Here is a 26721-nt window from a genome sequence, read left to right as displayed (position 1 = left end):
GGTCCGGCGTCGTCAGCCCCCGATGGCCCGGCGGATCACCGGGACGATGACGTCCCACGCGGCGTCGGTGGTCATCGACCAGTGCGTCACGGGCACCGAGTACGCGTCGACCACGTCGGCGTAGGGGATCCAGGAATCGGCGTAGACACGCCCACTCGGGTCGTCGATTCCGGCCGCGAAGAACAGGATCGTCCCGTCGAAGTGGGCAGGCTGGTGCCGTTCCATCAGCACACCGTTGTGTGCCGCGCCTCGCAACATCAGCTCGACCGTGCGCTCGTCGAGGACGTCCGCGACCGCTGGAGCGGACACGATCAGGCGAGCGGCCTCAGCGGTGTTCTCCAACGGGACGTCCGGTACACCCTCCGTGCTCACACCTACCGCACCCAGAATGTCCGTCAACGACAGACCCGCCTCGGTGTCGAGCGACGACGTGGTCGGCGGCGTGCCGTACGTGTCGAGAACGGCCACCATCTCCACGGTCTCCCCGGCCTCGCGCAAGCGCACCGCGACTGCCTGCGCCACCTTGCCGCCGAAGGACCACCCCAGCAGTCGATACGGCCCCTCGGGACGAACCGTCCTGATCTCGGCGAGGTAGCGCTCCGCCACCGCCACCAGTGACTCCTCCAGCGTGTCGTCCCCGGACAGGGCCGGCGTCTGGATGCCGTAGATCGGGATCTCCGGGCTCAGTCGCGACGCCAGACCCGTGAAGCTCCACGCCAACCCGACGATCGGATGGAAGCAGAACAGCGGTGCCTGATCGCCCGTGGTCCGGATCGGGAGCAGTACTCCGAGGGAGTCCTCGTGATCGGCCACGGACCCGGCTTCCACTCTCGTCGCGAGTGTCGCGGGCGTGGGCGAGGTGAAGATCCACTGCAGCGGCACTGTCGCCACGATGCCGTCCGACGACCTGATGGCGGAGACCAACTTGGTCGCACTCAGCGAGTTGCCGCCGAGCTCGAAGAAGTTGTCGTCCACGCCGACCCGGTCGACGCCCAGTACCGACGCGAAGGCCTCGGCGAACGCGGCCTCGATCGGGGTGGAGGGCGCCCGGTACTCCCGCTGGGCCGCCATCTCGGGGCTGGGCAGCGACTTGCGGTCCATCTTGCCGCTGGCTCCGAGTGGGATGGCGTCGATGACGACGATCCGGCTCGGCACCATGTACGACGGCAGTCTGGTTCCCGCGAACTCCTCGAGCGCGGCGAGATCGACCGTCGAGCCCTCCTGTGGGACGACGTAGCCGATCAGGGCTGGGCTGCCGCCGAAGCGCTTGACCGCGGCCGCGGCCACGGTCACGCCGTCGAACGAGGCGAGAACCTTCTCGACCTCGCCGAGCTCGATGCGGAAGCCGCGGACCTTCACCTGATCGTCTGTACGGCCGATGTACTCGATGTCGCCGGCTGTGGTCCACCGGACGGCGTCACCCGTGCGGTACATCCGGCCGGGCTCGAAGGGGTTGGCAACGAATCGGTCCGCGGTGAGTTCGGTCCGGCCGAAGTATCCCCATGCCAGCTGGTCGCCGGCCAGGTACAGCTCGCCCACGACACCGTCCGGGACCGGACGCAGGGCACCGTCGAGCACGTAGACGCTGGTGTTCGCGGCCGGACGCCCGATGGGGATCGACGACGAGGTACCGGTGTACGCGCCCGAGAAACGGGTGACGGTGACGGCGGCCTCGGTCGGGCCGTAGAGGTTGTCCACCTGCGCGTCGCTGATCCGGCCGAACGCGTCGACACTGTCTCTCGGCAGCGCCTCGCCGGCGCAGAGCACGGCACGCACCGACGCCACGTCGGCGGCCTCGGCCACCGTGAGGAAGGCGACGAACGGGGACGGCACGAACACCGCGACGGTGACGTTCCGCGTGCGGATCAGATCCGCGATGTAGAGCGAATCGCTCTGCCCGCCCGGCTGGGCCAGCACCACCGTGGCGCCCGCGGTCAGCGGCCACCACAGCTCCCACACGGACACGTCGAACGTGACCGGCGTCTTCTGGATCACCGCGTCCGCCGTGGACAGCGAGTACTCCCGCGTCATCCAGGCCAGCTGGTTCGCGACGGCGGAATGACCCACCGCGACACCCTTCGGCTTGCCCGTCGATCCCGACGTGTAGATGACGTACATCAGGTCGTCGCCCGTGACGGTCCTGGTGCGCTCCTCCTCGCGGATCGGTCCGAGGGCGAACTCGTCCAGATCCAGCGTGTCCACGTCGACGCGTGAGCATCCCGTCTCGTCCAGATCCAGGACCACCGGGGAGACCGTCAGGACGCCGCGCGGACGCGCGTTCGCCAACACGTACCTGGTGCGCTCCGGCGGATGCTCGAGGTCGATCGGCAGGTACGCCGCCCCGGACCGCACGATCGCGTGCAGGGCGATCATCATGTCGAACGATCGCGGAATCGCGACCGCCACGAGGTCTCCCGGTCCGACGGAGTGGGCGATCAGATAGCGGGCGAGCGCCTGTACCCGCTCGTCGAACTCGCGGTACGTGAGCGAGACGTCGCCCGCCACGATCGCGGTGTCGTCCGGTGACGCCGAGAACTGACGATCGAGCATCTCGGTGACCGTCGGCGGCACTCCCGCCATCTCGGTGCGGTTGCGCTCGACCACCACGACGGACCGCTCGTCGTCGCTCATGATCTCGATGTCGCGGACCCGAGTGTCGGGTGCGAAGGCGACCGACTCCAGCACGCGCAGCAGACGATCGGCGAAGCTCTGCACGGTCGCCTCGTCGAAGAGCGACGTCGCGTAGGTGAATGCCATCTCCAGACCGCGTCCGTACTCGGAGTTCTCGTGTCCCTCGGCGACGACCAGATGCAGGTCGTACTGCGAGATCTCGGAGCCCGGTTCGAGCGCCGCGACCTCCAGGCCGGAGAGCGTCGCCTGTACCGGTGCGAGGTTCTGGAACGAGAAGCCCACCTGGAAGAGCGGGTTGAAGGCGGTCGACCGTTCCGGGTCCACCGCCTCGACCACGTTCTCGAACGGCACGTCCGCGTTGGCGAAGGCGCCGAGATCGACCGCCGACGCACTGCGCACCAGATCGACGAACGACAGGTCGGGATCGACGTCCAGTCGCAGCGCGAGCGTGTTCACGAACATGCCGACGAGGTGATCGAGCGCCTCGTCGCCGCGACCGGCGATCGGGGTGCCGACGACGACGTCGCGGGTGTTGCCGAGCTTGGAGAGCAACACCGAGAAGGCCGCGTGCACACCCATGAACAGCGTCGCCCGCGATCCTCGGCACACCTCCTGCAACGCGTCCATGACGCGCGCCGGGACGAAGAACCCGATCTCGTGTCCGCTCATGGACTGGACCTCGGGACGAGGTCGGTCGAAGGGCAGTTCGATGGGCCCGTCCAGCCCGGCCATCGACTCCTTCCAGTACGAGAGCTGTTCGGCGAGAACGGAATCCGGATTGTCCACGGCCCCGAGAACGTCGCGCTGCCACAACGTGTAGTCCGCGTACTGCACCTCGAGCGGACTCCACACGGGTGCGTTGCCCTCGGACCGGGATCCGTACGCGATCATCACGTCACGTGCGAGCGGAGCGACGGAGAAACCGTCCGCCGAGATGTGGTGCATGACGATCATCAGCACGTGGCTGTCCGCGCCGGTCTCGAGCAGGAGACCGCGCACCGGCACCCCCGCGGTGACGTCGAACCCGCGGGCGACGAACGACACCAGTCGCCCGCGCACGCGGTCCTCGGCCACGGAGTCCCGTTCGAAGTCGAGGGTGAGCTCGGCCGCCGGAACGATCTTCTGGAACGGTCCGAGTTCGTCCTGCGGGTAGTACGTGCGCAGGCTCTCGTGCCGGGCGACGACGTCCTGCACCGCACGCACGAGCGCGTCGACGTCGAGCGGCCCGGTGAGTCGCACGGCCAGCGGCACGTTGTAGGCCGGCGAGACGGTGTCGAACTGGTTCAGGAACCACATGCGCTGCTGCGCGAGCGACAGCGGGATGCGGTCCGGCCGTTCCCTGGCGACCAGCGGCGCGCGGGTGTCGGACGTCGCCGATTCCACCCTCGCGGCGAACCCGGCGACATCCGCGGTCTCGAACATCTCGCGAATGCCGACGGAGGTTCCGAGGCGCGCGTTGATCCGCGCGATGACCCGCGTGGCCGACAGCGAGTTGCCGCCGAGTTCGAAGAAGTTGTCGTCGACGCCGACACGCTGCACCCCGAGGACGGAGGCGAACGCGTCCGCGACCGCTTCCTCGACGGGAGTGGAGGGTGCGCGGTACTCACGGGTGACCGACGCGTCGACCGCGGGGAGCAGTCGGCGATCGAGCTTGCCGTTGACGCTGAGCGGCAGCTCGTCGATGACGACGATCCGCGCCGGAACCATGTACGCGGGGACCAGTCCTCGCATGGTCTCCCGGACGGCGTCGACGTCGACCGTGCTGCCGGCCTCGGGCACGGCGTAGCCGATGAGGACGTCGCCGCCGGCGATGCGCTTGACCGCGGCCGCGGCTGCGGACACACCGTCGGCCGACGTGAGGGCGGACTCGACCTCGCCGAGCTCGATGCGGAAACCACGCACCTTCACCTGGTCGTCGGTCCGCGCCACGAACTCCAGTTCGGGCCCGTCGGCGCCGGCGCTCCAGCGCACGGCGTCGCCGGTCCGGTACAGGCGGCCCTCGCCGAACGGGTGGGCGACGAAGCGCTCCGACGTCAGACCCGGCCGACGGTGGTAGCCGCGGGCGAGCTGCACGCCGGACAGGTAGAGCTCTCCCATGACGCCCTGCGGCACCGGTCGCAACCGGTCGTCGAGCACGTACACACGCACGTTCGCCTCGGGTGCGCCGATGGGCACGACACCCGACTCGGCCGCCGTGATGCGGTGGGCGGTCGCCGAGACCGCGGCCTCGGTCGGCCCGTACAGGTTGATCACGGGCGCGTCGGACAGGCGTGCGAACGCGGTGACCACGTCGCGCGGCAGCGCCTCGCCGATGCAGACGACGGCACGCAGCGCGGCGACGTCGTCGCGGGTCGCGACGGCCGTGAACGCACCGAGCAGTGACGGCACGAAGTCGGCCACCGTGACGCGCTCGTCGCGCATGAGGCGCGCGAGATACACCGGATCGCGGTTGCCCTCGGCGTTCGCCACGACGAGCCGGGCGCCCGTGGTGAGGGGCCACCAGAGTTCCCAGACCGAGAGATCGAAGGTCGAGGGCGTCTTCTGCACCATCGCGTCGTCGACCGTGAGGGCGAACTCCGACTGCATCCACCAGATCTGGTTCGCGACGGCACGGTGCGGCAGGGCCACGCCCTTCGGCCTGCCGGTCGACCCGGAGGTGTAGATGACGTACGCAATGTCACCTGGGAGGAGTGTGCGGCTGCGTTCGGCATCGGTGACCGGATCGGACGGGTACGTCGAGAGGTCGACCGAGGACAGATCGATCTGCACGAGGTCGCTCGACACGGCGAGCCCGTCGGGTCCGGTGATCACGAGTGACGGCCCGGCGTCCGCGAGCACGTACTCGGTGCGGTCCGCCGGGTGATCCGGATCGATCGGCAGGTACGCGGCGCCGGTCTGCACGACGGCGTACAGCGCGACGATCGAGTCGAGCGACCGCGGAACCGCGACGGCGACGAGATCGCCGGTGCCCACTCCCGACGCCATCAGGTGGCGAGCGGAGCGAGCGACACGGGCGCCGAGTTCGGCGTACGTCAGGGACTCGCCCTCGAACGTGACGGCGACCGCGTCCGGGGTGGCCGCGACCTGCGACGTGAACATCGCGGAGAGCAGCGACGGCGCACCGTCGCGGTCGGTGGCGTTGACCGAGTCGATCAGCGTGCGCTGTTCGGCGTCGGACAAGACGTCGACGGCGCGCACCGGCACCGTCGGATCGTCCGTCACCGTGTCGAGAACGCGCAGCAGCCGCTCCACGAGCTGGTCTGCGGTACTGCGATCGAACAGCGCCGTCGAGAACGTCAACGCGCAGTCGAGCGCACTGGTGACACCGTCGCCACCTTCCTCCGCACCCACGAGCAACTGCAGATCGAACTGCGCCGCGCCGGTCTCGACGCCGAGGTCGGAGATCTCGAGACCGGGCAGGGTCAGCGAGATCTGCTCGAGATTCTGGAACGAGAAGCCGACCTGGAACAGCGGGTGGTACGCCGTCGACCGCTCAGGGTTGATCGCCTCGACGAGACGCTCGAACGGGACGTCGGCGTTGCCGAATGCCGCGAGATCGCGGCCGCGCGCCTGCTCGACGAGATCGGCGAACGTGCTGTCGGGGTCGACGTCGAGCCGCAGGCCCAGCGTGTTCGCGAACTGGCCGATCATCTGGTCGAGCTCCTGCTCGCCGCGGCCGGCGATGGGGGTGCCGACCACGATGTCGCGCGATCCCGACAGCTTCGACAAGGTCACCGCGAACGCGGCGTGCATCGCCATGAACAGCGTCGAACGCGACGCCGCGGCGACACGGTTCAGAGCGGACGCACGGTCGGCGGAGATGGTGAAGCGCACCGACTCGCCGTCCATGGCCTGGATCTCCGGGCGCGGGCGATCGAACGGCAGCTCGATCGGTCCCTCGATGCCCGCCAGTGCGGTACGCCAGAACTCGACCTGCCGGGCGAGCACGGACTCGGGATCCGACTCGTCTCCCAGCACCTCGAGCTGCCACAGGGTGTAGTCCGCGTACTGCACCGGCAGCGGCGCCCACACCGGAGCGTTGCCGGCGATGCGGGACGAGTACGCCACCATGACGTCGCGGGCGAGGGGCCCGAGCGAGAACCCGTCCGACGACACGTGGTGGATGACGAACGCCAGGATCTGCTCCGACGATCCGGTCCGGTAGATCGCCGCTCGCACGGGCACCTCGGTGGTGACGTCGAACCCGCGAGTCACGAAGCCGTAGAGGCGTGCGCGGACGTCCGCCTCGTCGACGTCGTCGACCGTGAGCGACAGCCCCGTGCGGTCGATCGGCAGCACCACCTGGTGCGGGCCGTTCTCGCCCTCGGGGTAGACCGTGCGCAACACCTCGTGCCGCCCGACGACGTCCACGACCGCCTGCTCGAGTGCCGCGACGTCGAGATCGCCGGTGAGCTTGATGGCGAGCGGGATGTTGTAGGCCGCAGACGACGCGTCGAACCGGTTGAGGAACCACATGCGCTGCTGAGCGAGCGACAGCGGGATCTCGTCCGGGCGCTCGCGGGGAGCGAGCGGTACGCGGGTGCCGTACTCCACCGCACGCTCGGCGCGCAGGGCGAGACCGGCCGCGGTGGGCGCCTCGAAGATCTCCCGGATCCCGACGCGGGCGTTCAGTGCGGCGTTGACGCGGGCGATCACCTGCGTCGCCGACAGCGAGTTGCCGCCGAGCTCGAAGAAGTTGTCGTCCACGCCGACGCGCGGCACGCCGAGCACCGAGGCGATGGCTCCCGCCACCACTTCCTCCACCGGCGTCGACGGCGCGCGGTAGGTCGAGGCGGTGTCCACGCCGACCTGCGGCAGACGACGTCGGTCGAGCTTGCCGTTGACGCTCAACGGCAGTTCGTCGATCACGACGACGCGCTGCGGAACCATGTAGGACGGCAGCTGTTCCGCCGCCGCGGCCCGTACGGCGTCGACGTCCACGGTCGTGTCCGGACGGGCGACGACGTAGCCGACGAGGGTGTCTCCACCGCGTCCCGAGGACACGGCGGCGGCGGCCGCGGCCACCGACTCGTGGGACACGAGCACGCTCTCGATCTCGCCGAGCTCGATGCGGAACCCGCGGATCTTGACCTGGGTGTCCGTGCGATCGAGGAACACCAGTGCGCCGTCGGCGTTCCATCGCACGGCGTCACCGGTGCGGTAGAGCCGAGACCCGTTCTCGCCGAACGGATCCGCCACGAAGCGGTCGCTCGTCAGATCCGGGCGACCGACGTAGCCGAGTGCGAGCTGGACGCCGCCGAGATAGAGCTCTCCCCCGACGCCGGCCGGGACCGGACGCAGCCGGTCGTCGAGAACGTAGACGCGCACGTTTGCCTCGGGGGTACCGATGGGCACGGCTCCGGTCGCGCCGCGCACCGTGCGGTGGGCGGTCACGGAGACGGCGGCCTCGGTCGGTCCGTAGAGGTTGTCGAGCGGCGCGTCGGACAGTGCCTCGAACGCCCGGACGACGTCACGCGGGAGCGCCTCGCCGATGCACAGGACGGCGCGCAGGGACACGAGGTCCTCCCGCGACGCGACGGCGCAGAACGCACCGAGCAACGACGGCACGAAGTCGGCGACGGTGACGCGTTCCTCGCGCATCAGACGAGCGAGGTACGACGGGTCGCGGTTCCCCTCGGGCGACGCCAGCACGAGACGCGCGCCGGCGGTCAGCGGCCACCACAGTTCCCACACGGACAGGTCGAACGTCGCGGGCGTCTTCTGCACCATCGCGTCGGTCGCCGTGAGCCGGTACTCGTTCTGGATCCACGTCATCTGATTGGCGACGGCGCGATGCGGAAGGGCCACGCCCTTGGGACGACCTGTCGATCCCGACGTGTAGATGACGTAGGCGCGGTCCTGCGGCAACAGGGGCCGACTGCGATCGATGTCGGTGATGGGCGAGCCGTCGAAGAGCGACACGTCGACGGTCGCCAGATCCACCGTCGGGATCGTGGTCTCGACGGACAGCGGGGTGCCCGCGATGACGACGACCGACGGGGACGCGCTGTCGAGGACGTACTCGGTGCGTTCGGCAGGGTGGTCGAGGTCGATCGGCAGATAGCCGGCACCCGCCGCGACGACGCCGTACATCGCGACCATCGCGTCGATCGAGCGCGGGATCGCGACGGCGACGAGGTCACCGGTCCGCACGCCCTCACCGATGAGGAACCGGGCGAGACGGGACAACCTCTCGGAGAACTCACCGTAGGTGATCGAGTCGTCGAGATATGTCAGTGCCGTGGTGTCGGGCGCCGCCGCGACGCGCGCGGCGAACATGTCCGTGAGGAGCTCGGGCACGCCGGCCACCGCGGTGTCGTTGCGCGTGACGAGGATGTCGCGGCGCTCCTCGGGCGACAGGACGTCCACGGCGGCGATGCGGTCCTCGGGCCGCGCGGTCACGGCGTCGAGCACGCGCAGGAAGCGGTCGACGAAGACCTGTGCCGTGGACTCGTCGAAGAGCGACGTGGCGAAGGTGAGCATCGCGATCTGTCCTGCGGCGGCGTCCTCGCTGACGATGAGGTGCAGGTCGAACTGCGACACGTCGAAGTCGAAGCCCGCGTCGGAGACCGTGAGGTCGGGGAGTTCGAACCGGACGGGCGAGAGGTTCTGGAACGAGAAGCCCACCTGGAACAACGGGTGGTACGCCGTGGAGCGCACGGGGTTCAGTGCCTCGACCAGCTGCTCGAAGGGCACGTCGGCGTTGCCGAAGGCCGCGAGATCGGACTCGCGAACCGCGTCCACGAGGGCGCCGAACGTGAGGTCCGGGTCCACGTCGACGCGGAGTGCCAGCGTGTTCACGAACATGCCGACCATGTCGTCGAGCTCCGGCTCGCCGCGACCGGCGATCGGGGTGCCGACGGCGATGTCGCGACTGCCGCTGAGTGCGGACAGGGTGACGGACCAGGCGGCGTGCATCGCCATGAACAGCGTCGCGCGGCGCTCCTGCGCGATGCGGGTCAGCGCAGCGGTGGTGTCCGCCGAGATCTCGAAGCGGATCGACTTGCCCTGCAACGACTGCACCGCGGGGCGGGGGCGGTCGGTGGGCAGCGGCAGCGCGTCGCCGAGGCCGGCGAGACGGGTCCGCCAGTACGCGACCTGCCGCGAGACGACGGAGGTGTCGTCGTCCAGCGATCCCAGGACGGTCCGCTGCCACAGCGCGAAGTCGGCGTACTGCACCGGGAGCGGCGTCCAGCCGGGAGCCTCGCCGCGGACGCGGGCGGTGTAGGCCACCATGACGTCACGGGCCAACGGGCCCTGCGAGAAGCCGTCGGACGACACGTGGTGGATCACGATGCCGAGCACGTGCGCGGGGGCGTCTCCCGCCGCGTCCGTCACCTGCAGCAGGAGTCCGCGGACGGGCACCTCCGCGGTGACGTCGAAGCCGCCGGAGACGAAGGTGAACAGCCGTGCGGCGATGTTCTCCTCGGTGACGTCCTCGACCGCGAGGTCGAGCGGCACGTCGCGAGTGGGGAGAACCACCTGGGTCGGGCCGTCCGGAGTCTGCGGGTAGACCGTGCGCAGCGACTCGTGGCGGTCGAGGACGTCCCGGACGGCGAGCGTCAGTGCGTCGAGGTCGAGGCGACCCTCGAGGCGGATGGCCAGCGGCACGTTGTAGGCGGGCGACGACGTGTCGAACTGGTTGAGGAACCACATGCGCGACTGCGCGAGCGAGAGTGGCACGTGGGCAGGACGTTCGACGGGCACCAGCGGTGCACGGGTGTCCGACGTCGACGCCGACTCGGCGCGCGCCGCGAACGTCGCGACGTCGGCCGACTCGAACATCTCGCGGATGCCGATGCGGGTGTTCAGCCGGGCGTTGACCCGCGCCACCACCTGCGTCGCCGACAGCGAGTTGCCACCGAGCTCGAAGAAGTTGTCGTCCATGCCGACTCGCTCGACACCGAGCACCGCGGCGTACGCGGCGGCGACGATCTCCTCGACCGGGGTGGACGGCGCGCGGTACTCCCGCGCCACGTCCAGATCGATCGACGGCAACCGGCGACGGTCGAGCTTGCCGTTGACGCTCAGCGGCAACTCCTCGATCACCACGATGCGCGCGGGAACCATGTAGCCCGGAACCGCTTCGGCCGCAGCAGATCGCACCGCGTCGACGTCGAGGGTGGCGTCCTTCTCGGGCACCACGTAGCCCACCAGCAGCTCGCCGCCGGCGGTACGGGCGACGGTGGCGGCCGATGCGGCGACACCGTCGGCGGTGGTCAGCGCGGCCTCGACTTCGCCGAGTTCGATACGGAAACCGCGCACCTTGACCTGGTCGTCGGTGCGGGCGACGAACTCGAGAACCCGTGCGTCACCGCGGGTGACCCAGCGGACCGCGTCACCGGTGCGGTAGAGCCTGCCGGACCCGAACGGATCGGCGACGAAGCGCTCCGCCGTCAGGGTGGTGTTGCCGAAGTAGCCGAGCGCCAGCTGATCGCCCGCGAGGTAGAGCTCACCCGCGACACCGACGGGTACCGGCCGCAGTCGCGAATCGAGAACGTAGACCTGCACGTTCGCCTCGGGTCCACCGATGGACACCGGACCCGTCTCGTCGGACGCGATGTGGTGCACGGTGACCGAGACCGCAGCCTCCGTCGGTCCGTAGAGGTTCACCACCGGAGCGTCGGACAGTCGGCCGAACGCGGTGACCACATCGCGCGGCAGCGCCTCGCCGATGCACAGGACCGCTCGCAGTGACGCGACGTCCTCGGCCGTCGCCACCGAGGCGAACGCACCGAGGAGCGACGGCACGAAGTCGGCGACGGTGACGGTCTGCTCGCGCATCAGTCGCGCGAGTTCGGCGGGGTCCCGGTTCGCCTCGGGCGAACCGATCACCAACCGGGCGCCCGCGGTCAGCGGCCACCACAGCTCCCACACCGACAGGTCGAACGTGGACGGTGTCTTCTGCACCATCGCGTCGTCCGCCGTGAGTTCGAACTCGTTCTGGATCCACCAGAGCTGGTTCGCCACAGCGCGATGCGGCAGCGCGACGCCCTTGGGACGTCCGGTCGACCCCGAGGTGTAGATGACGTACACGGGGTCCTCGGCCGACAGCGGGCGGCTGCGCTCGTCGTCGGCGACGGGAGCGTCGGAGAAGTCCGAGAGCTCCGCCGTGAGCACGTCGATCGTCGGGACGTCCGAGGGCGCCGACAGAGCTCGACCGCCCAGCAGGATCAGCGACGGCCGGGCATCACCCAGCACGTACTCCGTCCGCTCGGCCGGGTGGTCGAGGTCGATCGGCAGGTAGGCCGCACCGGCCTGGACCACCGCGTACATCGCGACCATCGACTCGGTCGACCGCGGCATCGCCACGGCGACGAGATCACCGGTACGCACGCCGTCGGCGAGCAACCTGCGCGCCAGCCGTGCGACGCGAGAGCCGAACTCGCCGTACGTGAGTGAGACGTCACCCTCGGTCAGGGCCGCGACGTCGGGACGCTCGGCGACCCGATCGGCGAACATTCGCGCGACGGAGGTGGGCGCACCCGCGACACGAGTGTCGTTGGTGTCCACCAGGATCGACCGACGCTCGTCCGCGCTCAGGACGTCCGCGGTGTGCACCGGTGCGTCCGGACGGGCGATCAACGCGTCGACCACGCGGGAGAAGCGCTCGGTGAACGACTCGGCCGTGGCACGGTCGAACAGCGCCTCGGCGAAGGTGAGCACCGACTGCAGCGAGCCGTCCTCGGCTCCCTCACTGACGATGAGGTGCAGATCGAACTGCGAGACCGCGGCCTCGAGCCCGACGTCCCCGACGGTGAGGTCGGGGAGCTCGAACGTCACCGGCGCGAGGTTCTGGAACGAGAAGCCCACCTGGAAGATCGGGTGGTACGCGGTCGACCGACGCGGGTCGACGGCCTCGACGAGCTGCTCGAACGGCACGTCGGCGTGACCGAACGCGGCCAGGTCGACCGAGCGGGCGGCCGCGACCAGATCGGCGAACGACGCATCCGGATCGACGTCGAGACGCAGTGCCAGCGTGTTGACGAACATGCCGACCATGTCGTCGAGTTCGCGCTCGCCACGTCCGGCGATCGGGGTTCCGACGGCGATGTCGCGCGAGCCCGACAGGGCGCCGAGCAGCACGGACCACGCCGCGTGCACGGCCATGAACAGCGTGCCCTGACGCGACGCGGCGACGGCGCGCAGTCCGGCCGTCTGCTCGGGGGTCAGCGCGAACTGCACCGAGTGGCCGAGCATGGACTGAACCGCCGGGCGCGGCCTGTCGGTCGGCAGCTCGATCGGATCGTCCAGACCGGCGAGCTGCTGCTTCCAGTACGCGATCTGCTGGGCGGTCAACGACTCCGGGTCGCTCTCCGATCCCAGCACCTCGCGCTGCCACAGCGCGTAGTCGGCGTACTGCACGGGCAGGGGTGCCCACTCCGGGATCGCTCCGGCGACGCGCGCCGAGTAGGCGACCATGACGTCGCGTGCCAGCGGGCCGAGCGAGAATCCGTCAGCGGAGATGTGGTGCACGACGATGGACAGCACGTACTCCGCCGCGTCACCGGCCGGGTCGACGACCTCGAGCAGCAGACCGCGCACGGGCACGGCGGCCGTGACGTCGAACCCGGACGCGATGAACTCGAACAACGCGCCGGGCACACCGGCGGTCTCGACCGGACGTGGCGCCAGGTCGAGGGGAACGTCGTCCACACCCAGGATGACCTGGTAGGGACCCTCTTCCGACCCGGGGTACACCGTGCGCAGCGTCTCGTGCCGGGCGAGAACGTCGCGGACGGCCTCCTCCAGCGCGGCGACGTCGAGCGTGCCGGTGAGGCGCACCGCCAGCGGGATGTTGTAGGCGGGCGAGCTGGTGTCGAACTGGTTGAGGAACCACATGCGGCGCTGTGCGAGCGACAGCGGCACCGGATCGGGCCGCTCCCCCGCGACGAGCGCGGGGCGACGACCGACTCCACCCGAGAGTGCGCGCGCCGCGAGTTCGCCCACGGTCGACGCGTCGAAGATGTCGCGCACGCCGATGTGGGTGTCCAGTGCCGCGTTGATGCGCGCGACGGCCTGGGTGGCCACGAGCGAGTTGCCGCCGAGATCGAAGAAGCTGTCGTCGACACCGACCCGCTCCACGCCGAGAAGATCGGCGAACACCTCGGCGACGGCCTGATCCTCGGGCGTCTCGGGGGCGCGGTACTCGGCCTGCTGCCGCACCAGGGTGGGCTCCGGCAGCGCGGCACGGTCGAGCTTGCCGACCGGGTTCAGCGGCACGGAGGTGAGCGGCATGATCACCGCGGGCACCATGTGCGCGGGCAGGCTCTCCTTGACGGAGGCGTGCACGGCCGCGACGTCCAGGGTCGCGCCCGCCTCGAGCAGGGACGCCGCCGGCAGGACGTAGGACACGAGGTCGGTGACGCCACCGACGGATCGGTGGCCGACCGTCACGGCGAAGTCCACGTCCGGGTGCGCCGCGAGAGCGGCGTCGATCTCGCCGAGCTCGATGCGCTGGCCCCGGATCTTGACCTGGAAGTCGCTGCGGCCGATGTACTCGACGGTGCCGGCCTCGGTCCAGCGGACCACGTCGCCGGTGCGGTACAGACGGCTCCCCGCGGGACCGTACGGATCGGCGACGAAGCGCTCGGAGGTGAGCGTCGGGCGGCCGAAGTAGCCGCGCGCGACACCCGGTCCTCCGGCGTAGAGCTCACCGGGAACGCCGACGGGCACGGGCCGCAGTCGGCCGTCCAGCACGTACTCGCGAGTGCCCTTGCTGGGACCGCCCACCGTGATCGGATCGCCTGCGGAGAGGGGCACCGACGCGTTGATCATGATCGTCGTCTCGGCGGGTCCGTACCCGTTGACGACGGTGCGGCCGGACGTCGCCCACGCCGCCATCAGATCGGGCGGAAGAGCTTCGCCGACGGGCATGACGGCGCGCACGGACGGCACCGCGTCCGGTTCGACGGTCGCCAGCGCGGACGGCGTGATCACCATGTGGGTGACACCCTCGTCGGTGACGAAGCGCGCCAGATCGGGTCCGCCGTAGAAACCGGCGGGCGCCGGTGCCAGCGGCACGGCATTGCCGGCGGCCAGCAGGATCTCGAAGATCGACGCGTCGAAGCTCGTCGACGCCACGGCCAGGACGATCGACGCGTGATCGATACCCAGCGAGTCCGTCTGTGCGGCCACCAGATTGGCGAGACCGGTGTGCGGGACGACGACACCCTTGGGGCGACCGGTCGATCCGGACGTGTAGATCATGTACGCCGCGTTGCTCATGCGTACTGTGCCGAGACGCTCACCGTCGGTGAGGCGCTCGGGCGAGCGGGAGTCGACGTCGGCCGCGAACTGCTCGTCGTCGAGGACGAGCCACCGCAGCCCGTCGACGTCGGCGGGGCGGTCGGCGACCGTCGTGATGCCGAGCGCCGCCGTCGAGTCGTGCACCATGTAGTCGATGCGCTCGGCAGGGTGTGCCGGGTCGACGGGCACCACGTAACCGCCCGCCTTGGCGACCGCCCAGACGCAGAGCACGAACTCGGGCGACCGCGGAACCGCCACGGCCACCACGACGTCCGGTCCGACACCCGCGTCGACGAGGACGCGCGCGAGGCGCGTGGCACGAGCGTCGAGCTCCTCGTACGTCCACTGCACCGATCCCTGGCGGACGGCGAGTCTGCTGGGAGCGTGATCCGCGGCGTCCTCGAGGATCCGGACGAGCGTGCGCTCGTCGACGTCGGCGGATCCGCGGCGCGACAGCAGGTCGGTGCGCTCGTCGGCGAGCAGCGTCTCGATGCGGCCGACGGGTGCACCCGGTGACGTGGCGAACGCCGCGAACACGGCCTGCAGGCGACTGCCCAGTGCGGACACGTACTCGTCGGAGAACAGGTCGCGCAGGTAGCGCAGCGTCATGCGGATCTGCGTGTCCGCGAACGTGACCACGTTGATCGGGTAGTGCGTCGCGTCGAGCACCTGAGCGCCGGTGACGGCCATGCCGTCGATGGACGCGGCGGCCTTCAGGCCCTCCTCGTCCACCGGGTAGGACTCGAGAACGGTGATCGAGTCGAACACCGCGCCCGGGCCGACAGCGGTGGTGATGTCCGCCAGCCCCAGGTAGTGGTGGTCGAGCAACGCCGTCTGCTCCTCCTGCAACCGGAGCAGGAAGGACTCGATGCTGTCGGACTCGTCGATGCGCACGCGGACGGGCAGCGTGTTGATGAACAGGCCGACCATGGTCTCGACGCCCTCGAGGTCGGCGGGGCGACCGGAGACCGTCCCACCGAACGCGACGTCGTCGCGGCCCAGCTGGCGCGCGAGCACGAGGCCCCATGCCGCCTGCACGATCGTGCTGAGCGTGACACCGAGACGCGACCCCAGATCGGTCAGCTCGGACGTGACCTTCTCGTCCATGACGACCTCGACCCGACCCGTGTCGGTCGAGACCCCGGACGTATCGGTGATGCCCGACAACAGTGTCGGCTCTTCCGCCCCGGCGAAAGCCGTGGTCCACGCCTTGACCGAGACGGCGCGGTCGCGGACCGACAGCCACTCCAGGAAGGAACGGTAGGACCGGACCTCGGGAAGCAGCGACGCATCTCCGCGCAGCGCGTACAGCGTGAGGAGATCCTTGAGCACCAGCGGCATCGACCATCCGTCGATGACGATGTGGTGCGCCATGAACGACAGCGTGACCGCGTCGTCGGCGGTGCGGATCATCCGGAAGCGCACCAGCGGCGCGCTGTCCATCGCGAACCGGCGGTCCCGCTCGGTCTCGAGCTCGACGCGCAGGTCGCCCTCGATGTCGTCGTGGCCGCGCAGGTCGACGTCGACCCACGGGACCTCTGCGGAACTCGGAACCAGTTGCACCGCACGACCGTCCGCGGTGGTGCGGAACGAGGTCCGCAGCCCGTCGTAGCGCGCGAGCAGCGCACCGGCCGCGGCGACGAACCGGTCCCGGTCGACGTCGCCGGTCAGGTCCATCACGACCTGCATGACGTAGACGTCGGGAGCGCCGGCCGGCTGCATCGACGAGTGGAACAGCAGACCCGCCTGCAGCGGAGCAAGGGACCAGACGTCCTCGAGATGGGACCCGGCATCGGACATCTCGTTCTCGAAGACCTCGATGTCCTTCTGCGACAACGGCACCAGCGGTACGTCCGACGGCGTGAGGCCGCCGACATCGCCGCTCCCGACGTGCTGAGCGAGCGCCGTGAGTGCCTCGACCCAGTAGGTGCCGAGCGCGGACACGTTCTCCGACGACAGGATGCCGCGGGGGAAGGCGAACGTGGCACCGAGCTGCTCGTCCGCGAGGACTGCGTTGATGTCGAGCACGGCGATCGCCGGCATGTCGGCATCGAGAGGCACGTCCGCGAGGGTGGTGATGTCGGACGACGGGAGGAAGCCCAGACCCTCCGCACCCTCGGGCAGCTCGCCCGCGGACAGGCGGCCCAGGTAGTTGAAGCTGATCTGGCCGACGGATCGCGCGAGAACCGAGCGTCCCGTCTCGTCGAGGTAGCGCAGCATGCCGTAGCCCATACCGCGATCGGGCACCGCGAGCAGCTGTTCCTTGACGGCCTTGACAGCTCGGCCGGCCGCGGCGCCACCGGCGAACGCGTCGTCGAGGTCGACGTCGGTGAGGTCGAGCAGCACGGGGAAGATCGACGTGAACCAGCCGACGGTCCGCGACAGATCCGCGAGTCCGGCGTCGCCGAGCACGTCCTCCTCGCGGCCGTGGCCCTCGAGGCGCAGCAGCAACGACGACGTCTCGGTGCCGCGCTCACGGCGCCACTTCGCCACGGCCAGAGCCAGTGCGGACAACAGTCCGTCGTTCACGCCGCCCCGGAACACCTGCGGCAGAGCGGTGACGACGGCGGTCGTGACGTCCGCCGGGACGGTGACGCGCACCTTGTCGAGCGTGGCCTGCACGTCGACGGCGGGGTCGAGATCGCGGTCGCCGAGCAGCACGTCCTCGGACCGCACGACGGAACTCCAGAACGGCAGTTCCGAGCGACGGGACGGCGCCTGGTCCACGAGCGCGTGCGCCCAGGTACGCATCGACGTGCCCACCGGTTGCAGAGTCGGCTCGGTCCCGGAGGACACGCCGAACCACGCGGTGACCAGGTCCGGCACGATGATGCGCCACGAGACACCGTCGACGGCGAGGTGATGGCCGGCGACGACGAGGTGGCCGCCGGTCGACGGCCCCCGGTCCAGCCAGACGAACTGCACGAGACGACCCTCGGCCGTCGACAGGCGATCCAGCGCCGAGTCGAGTGCCGTGCGAGCCACCTTCTCGAGGTCGTCGCCCGTGACGTCGGCATCGACGTCGACTCGGGTGAGAAGCGACGCGGCGTCCACCGAACCCGGTGCCGCGGTGACGATCTCGAAGCCGTCGTCGAGCGACCCGGTGAGGCGCGCGCGGAACATGTCGTGACGGTCCAGCACGGCCTGCAGTGTCGCGGTGATACCGGCCTCGTCGATACCTGTCGGCAGGTCCAGTACGACGCTCTGCGAGAACCGCTCGTAGGCACCGCCGCGGCGGGTCATGAAGTGCTCCACCGGGGTCAGCGGACGCGATCCGACGCCGCCACCCTCCAGTTCGGGCAGCATGCGCACGGCGTTCTCCCCCGACGACACGACGGCCGCCAGGGCAGCCACCGTGCGGCGCTCGAAGACGTCACGCGGGCTGAGGGAGAGTCCGGCAGCGCGAGCACGCGACACCAACTGGATCGAGACGATGGAGTCGCCGCCCAGGGCGAAGAAGTCGTCGTCCGCGCCGACCCGATCGACGCCGAGCACGTCGGCGAAGACCGCTGCCAGCGCGCGTTCGGTCTCGGTGGCGGGTTCGCGGTACGTGTCGGTGTCGGTACCGAACTCGGGCATCGGCAGAGCCCGTCGGTCGACCTTGCCCGTGGCACCCAGCGGCACCTCGTCCATGACGACCACGGCGGACGGGACCATGTGCGCGGGAAGTGATTCCGCTGCCCACTCGGTGACGTCCGACTCACGCAGCAACGATCCCGCGGTCAGCGTGACGTAGGTGACCAGCACCTTGGACCCGGCAGCGGTGGTGAAGGGAGTGGTCAGCGCGAACTGCACCTCGGGGTGCGAGGACACGACGGCGTCGATCTCGCCGGGCTCGATGCGGAACCCGCGGATCTTGATCTGCGAGTCGCCACGACCCACGTACTCGAGTTCGAGGTCACCCGTCTCGGGGCGGCGCCACCAGCGCACGACGTCGCCCGTGCGGTACATGCGAGCACCGGGTTCGCCGTACGGATCGGCGACGAAGCGCTCGGACGAGAGTGCCCGGCGCTCGTGGTAGTGCTGCGCCACACCGGGTCCCGCGGTGTAGAGCTCACCCGGCACACCGACGGGAACGGGACCCAGTCGACTGTCGAGCACCATGGCGCGGCCGCCGCGGATCGGGCCGCCGAACGGCATGGGGCCACCCGGCACCATGGGCTTGCCGATGTGCGAGACGATCGTGGTCTCGGTCGGTCCGTACACGTTGAGCATGCGGCGACCCGGCGCGAACCTGGTGACCAGGTCCTGTGAGTACGCCTCGCCGCCGACCGAGATGGTCTGCAACGCTTCGAGACCCGAGTGGTCCACCGAGGCCAGCGCGGCCGGGGTGATGAACGCGTGCGTCACCGCGTGACGGCGCAGGAACTGCGCCAGCTCCTCACCGCCGTACACGGTGGTGGGAACGATGACCAGCGCGGCGGCAGCGGGAACCGCGAGCAGCAGCTCCAGCAGTGATGCATCGAAGCTCGGCGACGCGAAGTGCATGACCCGCGAGTCACGCTCGACGCGGTACTGCTCGCGCTGCGAGACTCCGAGCTGGTTCAGGCCACGGTGCGAGACCGAGACGCCCTTGGGCAGACCGGTGGAACCGGAGGTGTAGATGATGTACGCGCGGTCGGCCGGCGTGACGGCCGTCCGGCGGTCGGCGTCGGTGATCGGATCCGCCGACGCGGCCGAGACCTGTGCCCGGATCTCGTCGGAATCGACGACGAGCCAGTCGATCTCGTCGGGCAGGGACGCACGGTGCACGCCGAGCGTCAGGCCGACACGGACGCCCGAGTCGGTCACCATGTGCTCGATGCGATCGGCCGGGTAGTTGGGGTCGATCGGGACGAAGGCCGCACCCGTACGGGTCACCGCCCACATCAACGCGACCGACGCCGCGGAGCGCGGGACGGACAGCGCCACGGCGGATCCGGCTCCGATGCCCCGGTCGATGAGCACGCGGGCGAGTCGAGCCGAGAACTCGCCGAGTTCGCGGTAGGACACCGACGTCCCGTCGAACAGGACCGCGGAGTCGAAGACCAGTGCCGGGCCGTCGGGGTTGCTCTCGACGGCATCGACGAGGAGGTCGCCGAGCGTCCGCTCCGCCACAGCGTCGTCCCCGGTGACGGGTGCCAACGACGCCGCCTCCTCGGAGTCGAGCAGTGGGATGTCGCCGACGGCGCGGTCGGGCGTCTCGATCGCCGCGGCCAGCACGCGCTCGAAGCGCTCGCAGAACAGCGTGACGGTCTCCGCATCGAACAGGTCGGTCGAGTACGTCACCTCCATCGTCATGCCCGCGGCCTGTACGTCACCCGACCGGCCTCCGGCCTGCCCGCCGTCCTCCACCGTCTCGGTGATCTCGATGGACAGGTCGAACTTCGCGGAGTGGATGCCGGCGTCGTACCGGGCGACCTCGAGGCCGCCGAGTTCGAACGTCGTGCGCTCGAGGTTCTGGAACGCCAGCGCCACCTGGAAGAGCGGGTTGTGCGATGTCGAGCGCTCCGGAGCGAGGACCTCGACGAGCCGCTCGAAGGGGATGTCCGCGTTGCCGAAGGCGCCGAGGTCCACGGTCTTCGTCTCGGCGAGCAGCTCGGTGAACGTGGCGTGCGGCGAGACCTGCGTGCGCAGCACGAGGGTGTTGACGAACATGCCGACGAGGTCGTCGAGCGCTTCCTCGCCGCGACCGGCGATGGGGGCACCGACGGCGATGTCGGTGGTGTTCGACAGTCGGGCGAGTACGACGGCGAGCGCACTGTGCACGACCATGAAGAGGCTCGCGTCGTGGGCGCGTGCGAAGTCTGCCGCGCGAGTGTGGATCTCGGCATCGATCGTGTGGTGGACCGCGGACCCGGCCCCGGTGGACACCGCGGGACGCGGGCGGTCCGACGGGAGCGTGAGCACTTCCGGCAGATCGTCGAGCTGCGTCACCCAGTACGACTCCTGCTGCGACGCCAGTGATTCCGGGTCGGACTCGGAGCCCAGCATCTCGCGCTGCCACAGGGAGAAGTCGGCGTACTGCACGGTCAGCGGACGCAGCGGGCCGTTCTCGGACCACGCCGGCGTGCCGGCCTGACGTGCCGCGTAGGCGGTCATGACGTCGCGGGCGAGCGGGCCCATCGAGAATCCGTCGGCGCTGACGTGGTGCACGACGAACGCCAGCACGGCCTCGGTGTCCGACGTCCGCAACAGTGCGCCGCGCAGCGGCACCTCCGCGGTGACGTCGAAGCCCGAGGTCACCATGTCGAGGACGCGCGCCTGCACGTCGTCCGCGGCGACCTCGGTCACGGCGAACTGACCGGCGACGCGGTCGGCGGGCAGGATCACCTGGTACGGCGTGCCGTCCACCTGCGGGTAGAGCGTGCGCAGAGACTCGTGGCGTTCGAGCACGTCGCCCACGGCAGCGCGCAGCACGTCCACGTCGAGCCCACCGCGCAGCGTGATGACGAGCGGGATGTTGTAGGCCGCCGACTCGGTGTCGAACTGGTTGACGAACCACATGCGAGACTGCGCGAGCGACAACGGAATCCGCTCCGGGCGCTCCCGAGGCGCCAGGACTGGCCGGGTGCGGCCGGTGTGTGCCGCGGCGTCGATCCGGGCGGCGAGCGCAGCCACCGTGGGCTTCTCGAACAGATCGCGGACGCCGATGGAGCTGGACAGCGCCTCGTTGACCCGCGCGACGGCGCGCATGCCGACCAGCGAGTTGCCGCCGAGCTCGAAGAACGAGTCGTCGATGCCGACGCGCGGGGCATCGAGCAGCGCGGAGAAGACGTCCGCGACAACCTTCTCGGACACCGTCTCCGGAGCCCGGTACTCCCGCGGTCCGGACACGTCCACGGGCTCGGGCAGAGCGCGGCGGTCGAGCTTGCCGCTGGGGCTGAGCGGGATCTCGTCGAGCACCGTCAGGTGTGACGGCACCATGTACGCGGGGACGCGCTCGGCGACCAGGTCGAGGACATTCGCCAGTTCCGGTGCGCGCCCGGCCTCCGGCACGATGTACGCCACCAGAGCTTCGCCGGTGCGCTCGTCGGAGTGCACGATGGCCACGGCGCGGGCCACGTCCGGGTGCGCGGTGAGAGCGGACTCGATCTCGCCGAGCTCGATGCGCAGACCACGGAGCTTGACCTGGAAGTCGGTGCGGCCGAGGAACTCCAACTCACCGGACGCGGTGACCGAGACGAGGTCGCCGGTTCGGTACATCCGCTCACCGGTCGTGCGGGGATCGGCGACGAAGCGATCGGCGGTGAGGTCGGGCCGACCGAAGTACCCACGAGCCAGCTGCGCGCCCGTGAGATAGAGCTCTCCCGGGACACCGACCGGAACGTCGTGCAGACGCGAGTCCAGCACGCGCGCACCGGTGTTACGGATCGGGCGACCGATGGGCACGGTACGGACGTCGGCGTCGGTGGTCCGGTGCAGCGTGGACGTGACCGTCGCCTCGGTGGGGCCGTACGTGTTGTCGAGCTCGGCGGCCGACGAGGCCGCGAACCGACGCACCAGATCGGCGGACAACGCCTCGCCGCCCACCGACAGGTAGCGCAGCGATCCCGGCAGGGCCAGACCGGCATCGGACATGAAGAGCTCGAGCATGGACGGTACGAACTCGAGGATCGCGATGCCGTGCGAGCGCGCCTGGTCGAGCAGGTACTGCACGTCGAGGTGGCCGTCCGGACGCGCGACGACGAGGGTGGCTCCGAGCTGCAAGGGCAGGAAGAGTTCCCACACCGACGCGTCGAACGTCACCGGCGTCTTCTGCAGCATCGTGTCGCCGACCGTGAGGTCGTACGTCTCGTGCATCCAGAGCATCTGGTTCAGGACGGAGCGGTGCGAGACCGCCACGCCCTTGGGGCGGCCGGTCGAGCCCGATGTGTAGATGATGTAGGCGATGTTGGACGGCACGAGCGTGCCCGTCCGCTCCGCGTCCGTCAGCGGCTCCGCGGACACGTCGGCGAGATCGACCGTGTCGACGTCGATCACGTTGTGGTGCTCGGGCAGGTCCCGGTGATCGCGCGTGGTGGTCAGCACGACGACGGGTGCGGCGCTGGACAGGACGTACTCGGTGCGCTCGTGCGGGTGGTCCGGATCCACCGGCACGTAGGCGCCACCGGCCTCGAGCACCGCGTAGATCCCGATCATCATCTCGAGCGAGCGGCGCATGCCGACGGCCACGCGGGCGTCGGGACCGACCCCCAGTGCGACGAGGTGCCGTGCCAACCGGTTCACCCGCGTGGAGAACTCGGCATACGTGAGGGAGGTCCCCTCGTACACGAGCGCGGTCCGACTCGGATCCTGTGCGGCGCCGCGGCGGAACGCGTCGACGAGGGTCTCGGCGGGCAGCGGAGCGTCGATGCCGCGCAGCGCGGCGAGCTGCGTCTGCTCGCCGGAGGTGGTCAGCGGGAGATCGCCGACGGCGGTGGAGGAATCGGCCACGACGGCGGCGAGGATGCCGACGTAGCGTTCCGCGATGGTGCGTGCGGTGGGTTCGTCGAACAGATCCGTGGCGTACAGCAGCGATCCGTCGATGGGACCGGGCGACCCGTCGGGGTTCACCTGCTCCATGAGCGTCAGCGTCAGGTCGAGCTTCGCGACCGGCACGTCCGAGTCGAGGAGACCGATGGTGACGTCGGGCAGCTCGATCTCGGTGCGTTCGAAGTTCTGCAGCATGAGCAGTACCTGGAACAGCGGCGCGTAGGCGAGCGAGCGCTGGGGTCGCAGGATCTCGACCAGCCGGTCCAGCGGCAGGTCCGAGTTGCCGAGTGCATCGAGGTCCGCGGTGCGGGTGCGGAGCAGGAAGTCCTCGAACGACTCCCCCGGCTCCAGATGCGATCGCAGGACCAGCGTGTTGCCGAACATGCCGACGAGCGGATCGAGCGCCTGCTCGCCGCGGCCCGCGATCTGCGTGCCGACGGACACGTCGTCGGTCGCGGCCATGCGCGAGAGCAGCACGGCCAGGGCGGCGTGCACCACCATGAACAGCGTCGAGTTGGTGCGTCGCGCGAGGTCGTTCAGACCCTCGACGACGTCCGACTCGAGTCGGAACGGCACCGTCGCACCGCGGGACGACGGCTGCGCCGGTCGCGGCCGGTCGGTGGGGAGTTCGATGACCTCGGGAGTGCCGGCGAGGGCGCGCGTCCAGAAGTCGATCTGCTTGGCGCTCAACGACTCCGGGTCGCTCTCGTCGCCGAGGAGCTCACGGTGCCACATCGCGTAGTCCGCGTACTGCACCTCGAGCTCGGGCAGCTCGGGAGCCGCACCGGCGCTGCGCGCCACGTAGGCCGTGGTGAGGTCGCGCACCAGCGGGGCGAGCGATCCACCGTCACTGGCGATGTGGTGCATGACCACGGCGAGGACGTAGTCCTGGTCCGCGATCTGGAACAGCTTGGCACGGAAGGGCACCGAGGACGACACGTCGAAGCCGTCGAGCACCACCGGGGTCAGTCGCTCGTACACCGAGCTCTCGTCGATCCGCTCCGGATCGAGCACCACCGACACCGACGACGCGGGCTCGATGCGCTGCACCGGACCACTGTCGGTCTGCGGGTAGACGGTGCGCAGCGTCTCGTGCCGCGTGATGAGATCCTCGAACGCGTGGCCGAGCGCCTCGAGATCCAGAGCACCCGTCATCCGCAGCACGACAGGCTGGTTGTACGCGGGCGACGTCACGTCGTACTGGTTGGTGAGCCACATCCGCTGCTGGGCGTAGGACAGCGGCAGGTCACCCGAGCGATCACGACGCACGAGCGGCGGCCGCTCGGGGGCACCGAGCGAGAGATCCACGCGCGCAGCGAGATCCGCGACGGAGGTCGCCTCGAACACGTCCCGCACCGCGATGCGGGACTGCGCCGCCTGGTTGATCCGGGCGACCACCTGGGTCGCGAGCAGCGAGTTGCCACCGAGTTCGAAGAAGGTGTCGTCCAGACCCACGCGCTCGGCCGACAACAGGTCCGCCAGCACCTCGGACACCGTGATCTCGGTCCGGGTCTCCGGGGCCCGGTACTCCTTCGTCGACGTGCCGATGGTCGGCTGCGGCAGCGCCGCGCGATCGAGCTTGCCGACGGGTGTGAGGGGCACGGCGTCGATGACGATGATCTCGGACGGCACCATGTACGCGGTGAGGCTCCGGCCGACGAAGGCCGTGACGTCGTCGACGTCGATCTCGTGGCCCGGCTCGGGCTGCACGTAGGCCACGAGCACCGTCGAGCCGTCGGGCAGCTGATGACCGGCCGCCGCGGCGAAGCGGACGTCCGGGTGCGCCGTCAGGGCGGCGTCGATCTCGCCGAGTTCGATGCGGAACCCGCGGACCTTCACCTGGAAGTCGGAGCGGCCCAGGTAGTCGACCGCGCCGCCGCTGCGCACGCGGGCGAGGTCACCGGTGCGGTACACGCGCGAGCCGGGTTCACCGAAGGGGTCCGCGACGAAACGCTCCGCGGTGAGCGACGGCCGACCGTGATACCCGCGGGCCAGACCGGGGCCGGCCGCGTACAGCTCACCGGCGACACCGGCCGGGACGTCGCGCAGGCGGCCGTCGAGCACGGGCGTGCGGAAGTCGCGGATCGCGCCGCCGATGGAGACGGGCGCGTCCGGGAACAGCTCCGCGCAGTTGGTCATGATGGTGGCCTCGGTCGGACCGAAGCCGTTGAACATGCGGCGGGTGTCGGTCACGAAGCGGGACACCAGTTCCGGCGGGCACGCCTCACCGGCGGTGACCACGACCCGCAGGTCGGGCAACTCCGACGGCGTGACCGAGGCCAGCACGGACGGGGTGATGACGGCATGGGTCACCCGCTGCTCGCGCAGCAGAGCCGTCAGATCGTCGCCACCGAAGACGTCGGGCGGCGAGACGACCATCGTCGCTCCGGACCCCACGGCCATGAGCAGTTCGAAGACCGAGGCGTCGAAACTCGGGGACGCGACGGCGAGGGTGCGGGCGGACGCGTCGATACCGAAGCGCTCACGCTGCTCGGCGACCAGGCTCGAGAGGCCGGCGTGCGTCACCTCGACGCCCTTGGGTCGACCCGTCGATCCGGACGTGTAGATCATGTAGGCCGTGTTCGCGGGGCCGAGCACCCGCACGCGATCGGCGTAGGTGACCGGCTCGGCGGACCGTGCGTCGACGGCGGCGTCCAGGTCGGCGTCGCCCAGGACGAGCCAGCTGGGGCCCACTCCCTCCGGCAGGGTCTCGCGGTGCTCCGTGGTGGTGATCCCGAGGGTGGCCCCCGAATCGGTGAGCATGTACTCGATGCGGTCCGCGGGGTACTTCGGATCGACCGGCACGTATGCCGCACCGGTCTTGGCGACCGCCCAGATCGACAGGATCGACTCGGCGGACCGCGTGACGGCCAGCGCCACCACGTCCTCGGCGCCGATGCCGCGCGCGATCAGCTCGCGCGCCAGCTTCGACGACGCCGCGTCGAGCTCGCGGTAGGTCCACTCGGTGGTCGCGCCGGACTCGTCGCGGAACACGAGAGCCACACCGTCGGCGTTCGCCTCCACGGCGGCCGCGAGGATCTGCGGCAGGGTGGCCGCGCGAGGACGCTGCCGGCGACGCGGGCGTTCCCTGGTCGGACGCTCGCGGCGGGGTGCCCCCGCGCGTCCCGGACGTTCCGCCCGCGACCGGTCCTCGTTCGAGGTCTCGTCGGGAGTGCCATCCGTCATCGTCGTGCTCCTCGTGAATCGATACCGAGCCTCGCCCGTGGTTGCCCACCGACGATCCCGCTGCGTACTCGCGACACTCCCCGCGGATGCGCGCACGCGTGCTTCATGGGGCGTCGCCCCATCTGATCCACCCTATCGAGCAGGGCGGCGCGCACGCCGCTCACCCGGGTGGTGTGAACGGCGCCTGTCTCCGTGGTGTGG

The 26721-nt window shown here is 70.1% G+C and carries 1 protein-coding gene; it reads right to left on the bottom strand.

Translation table 11 applies throughout. The features are described from left to right. Window positions 1-12: 12 nt before the first annotated feature. On the bottom strand, window positions 13-26520 hold the full coding sequence (locus tag J4E04_RS03745) for a non-ribosomal peptide synthase/polyketide synthase (RefSeq protein WP_490149910.1): 26508 nt from the start codon (window positions 26518-26520) through the stop codon (window positions 13-15). Between the last annotated feature and the right edge of the window lie 201 nt (window positions 26521-26721).

The sequence above is a fragment of the Rhodococcus sp. NFXS4 genome (assembly GCF_058139645.1).
Note: the sequence above shows the minus strand (reverse complement) of the source record. Positions and strands in the feature narration are given on the sequence as shown.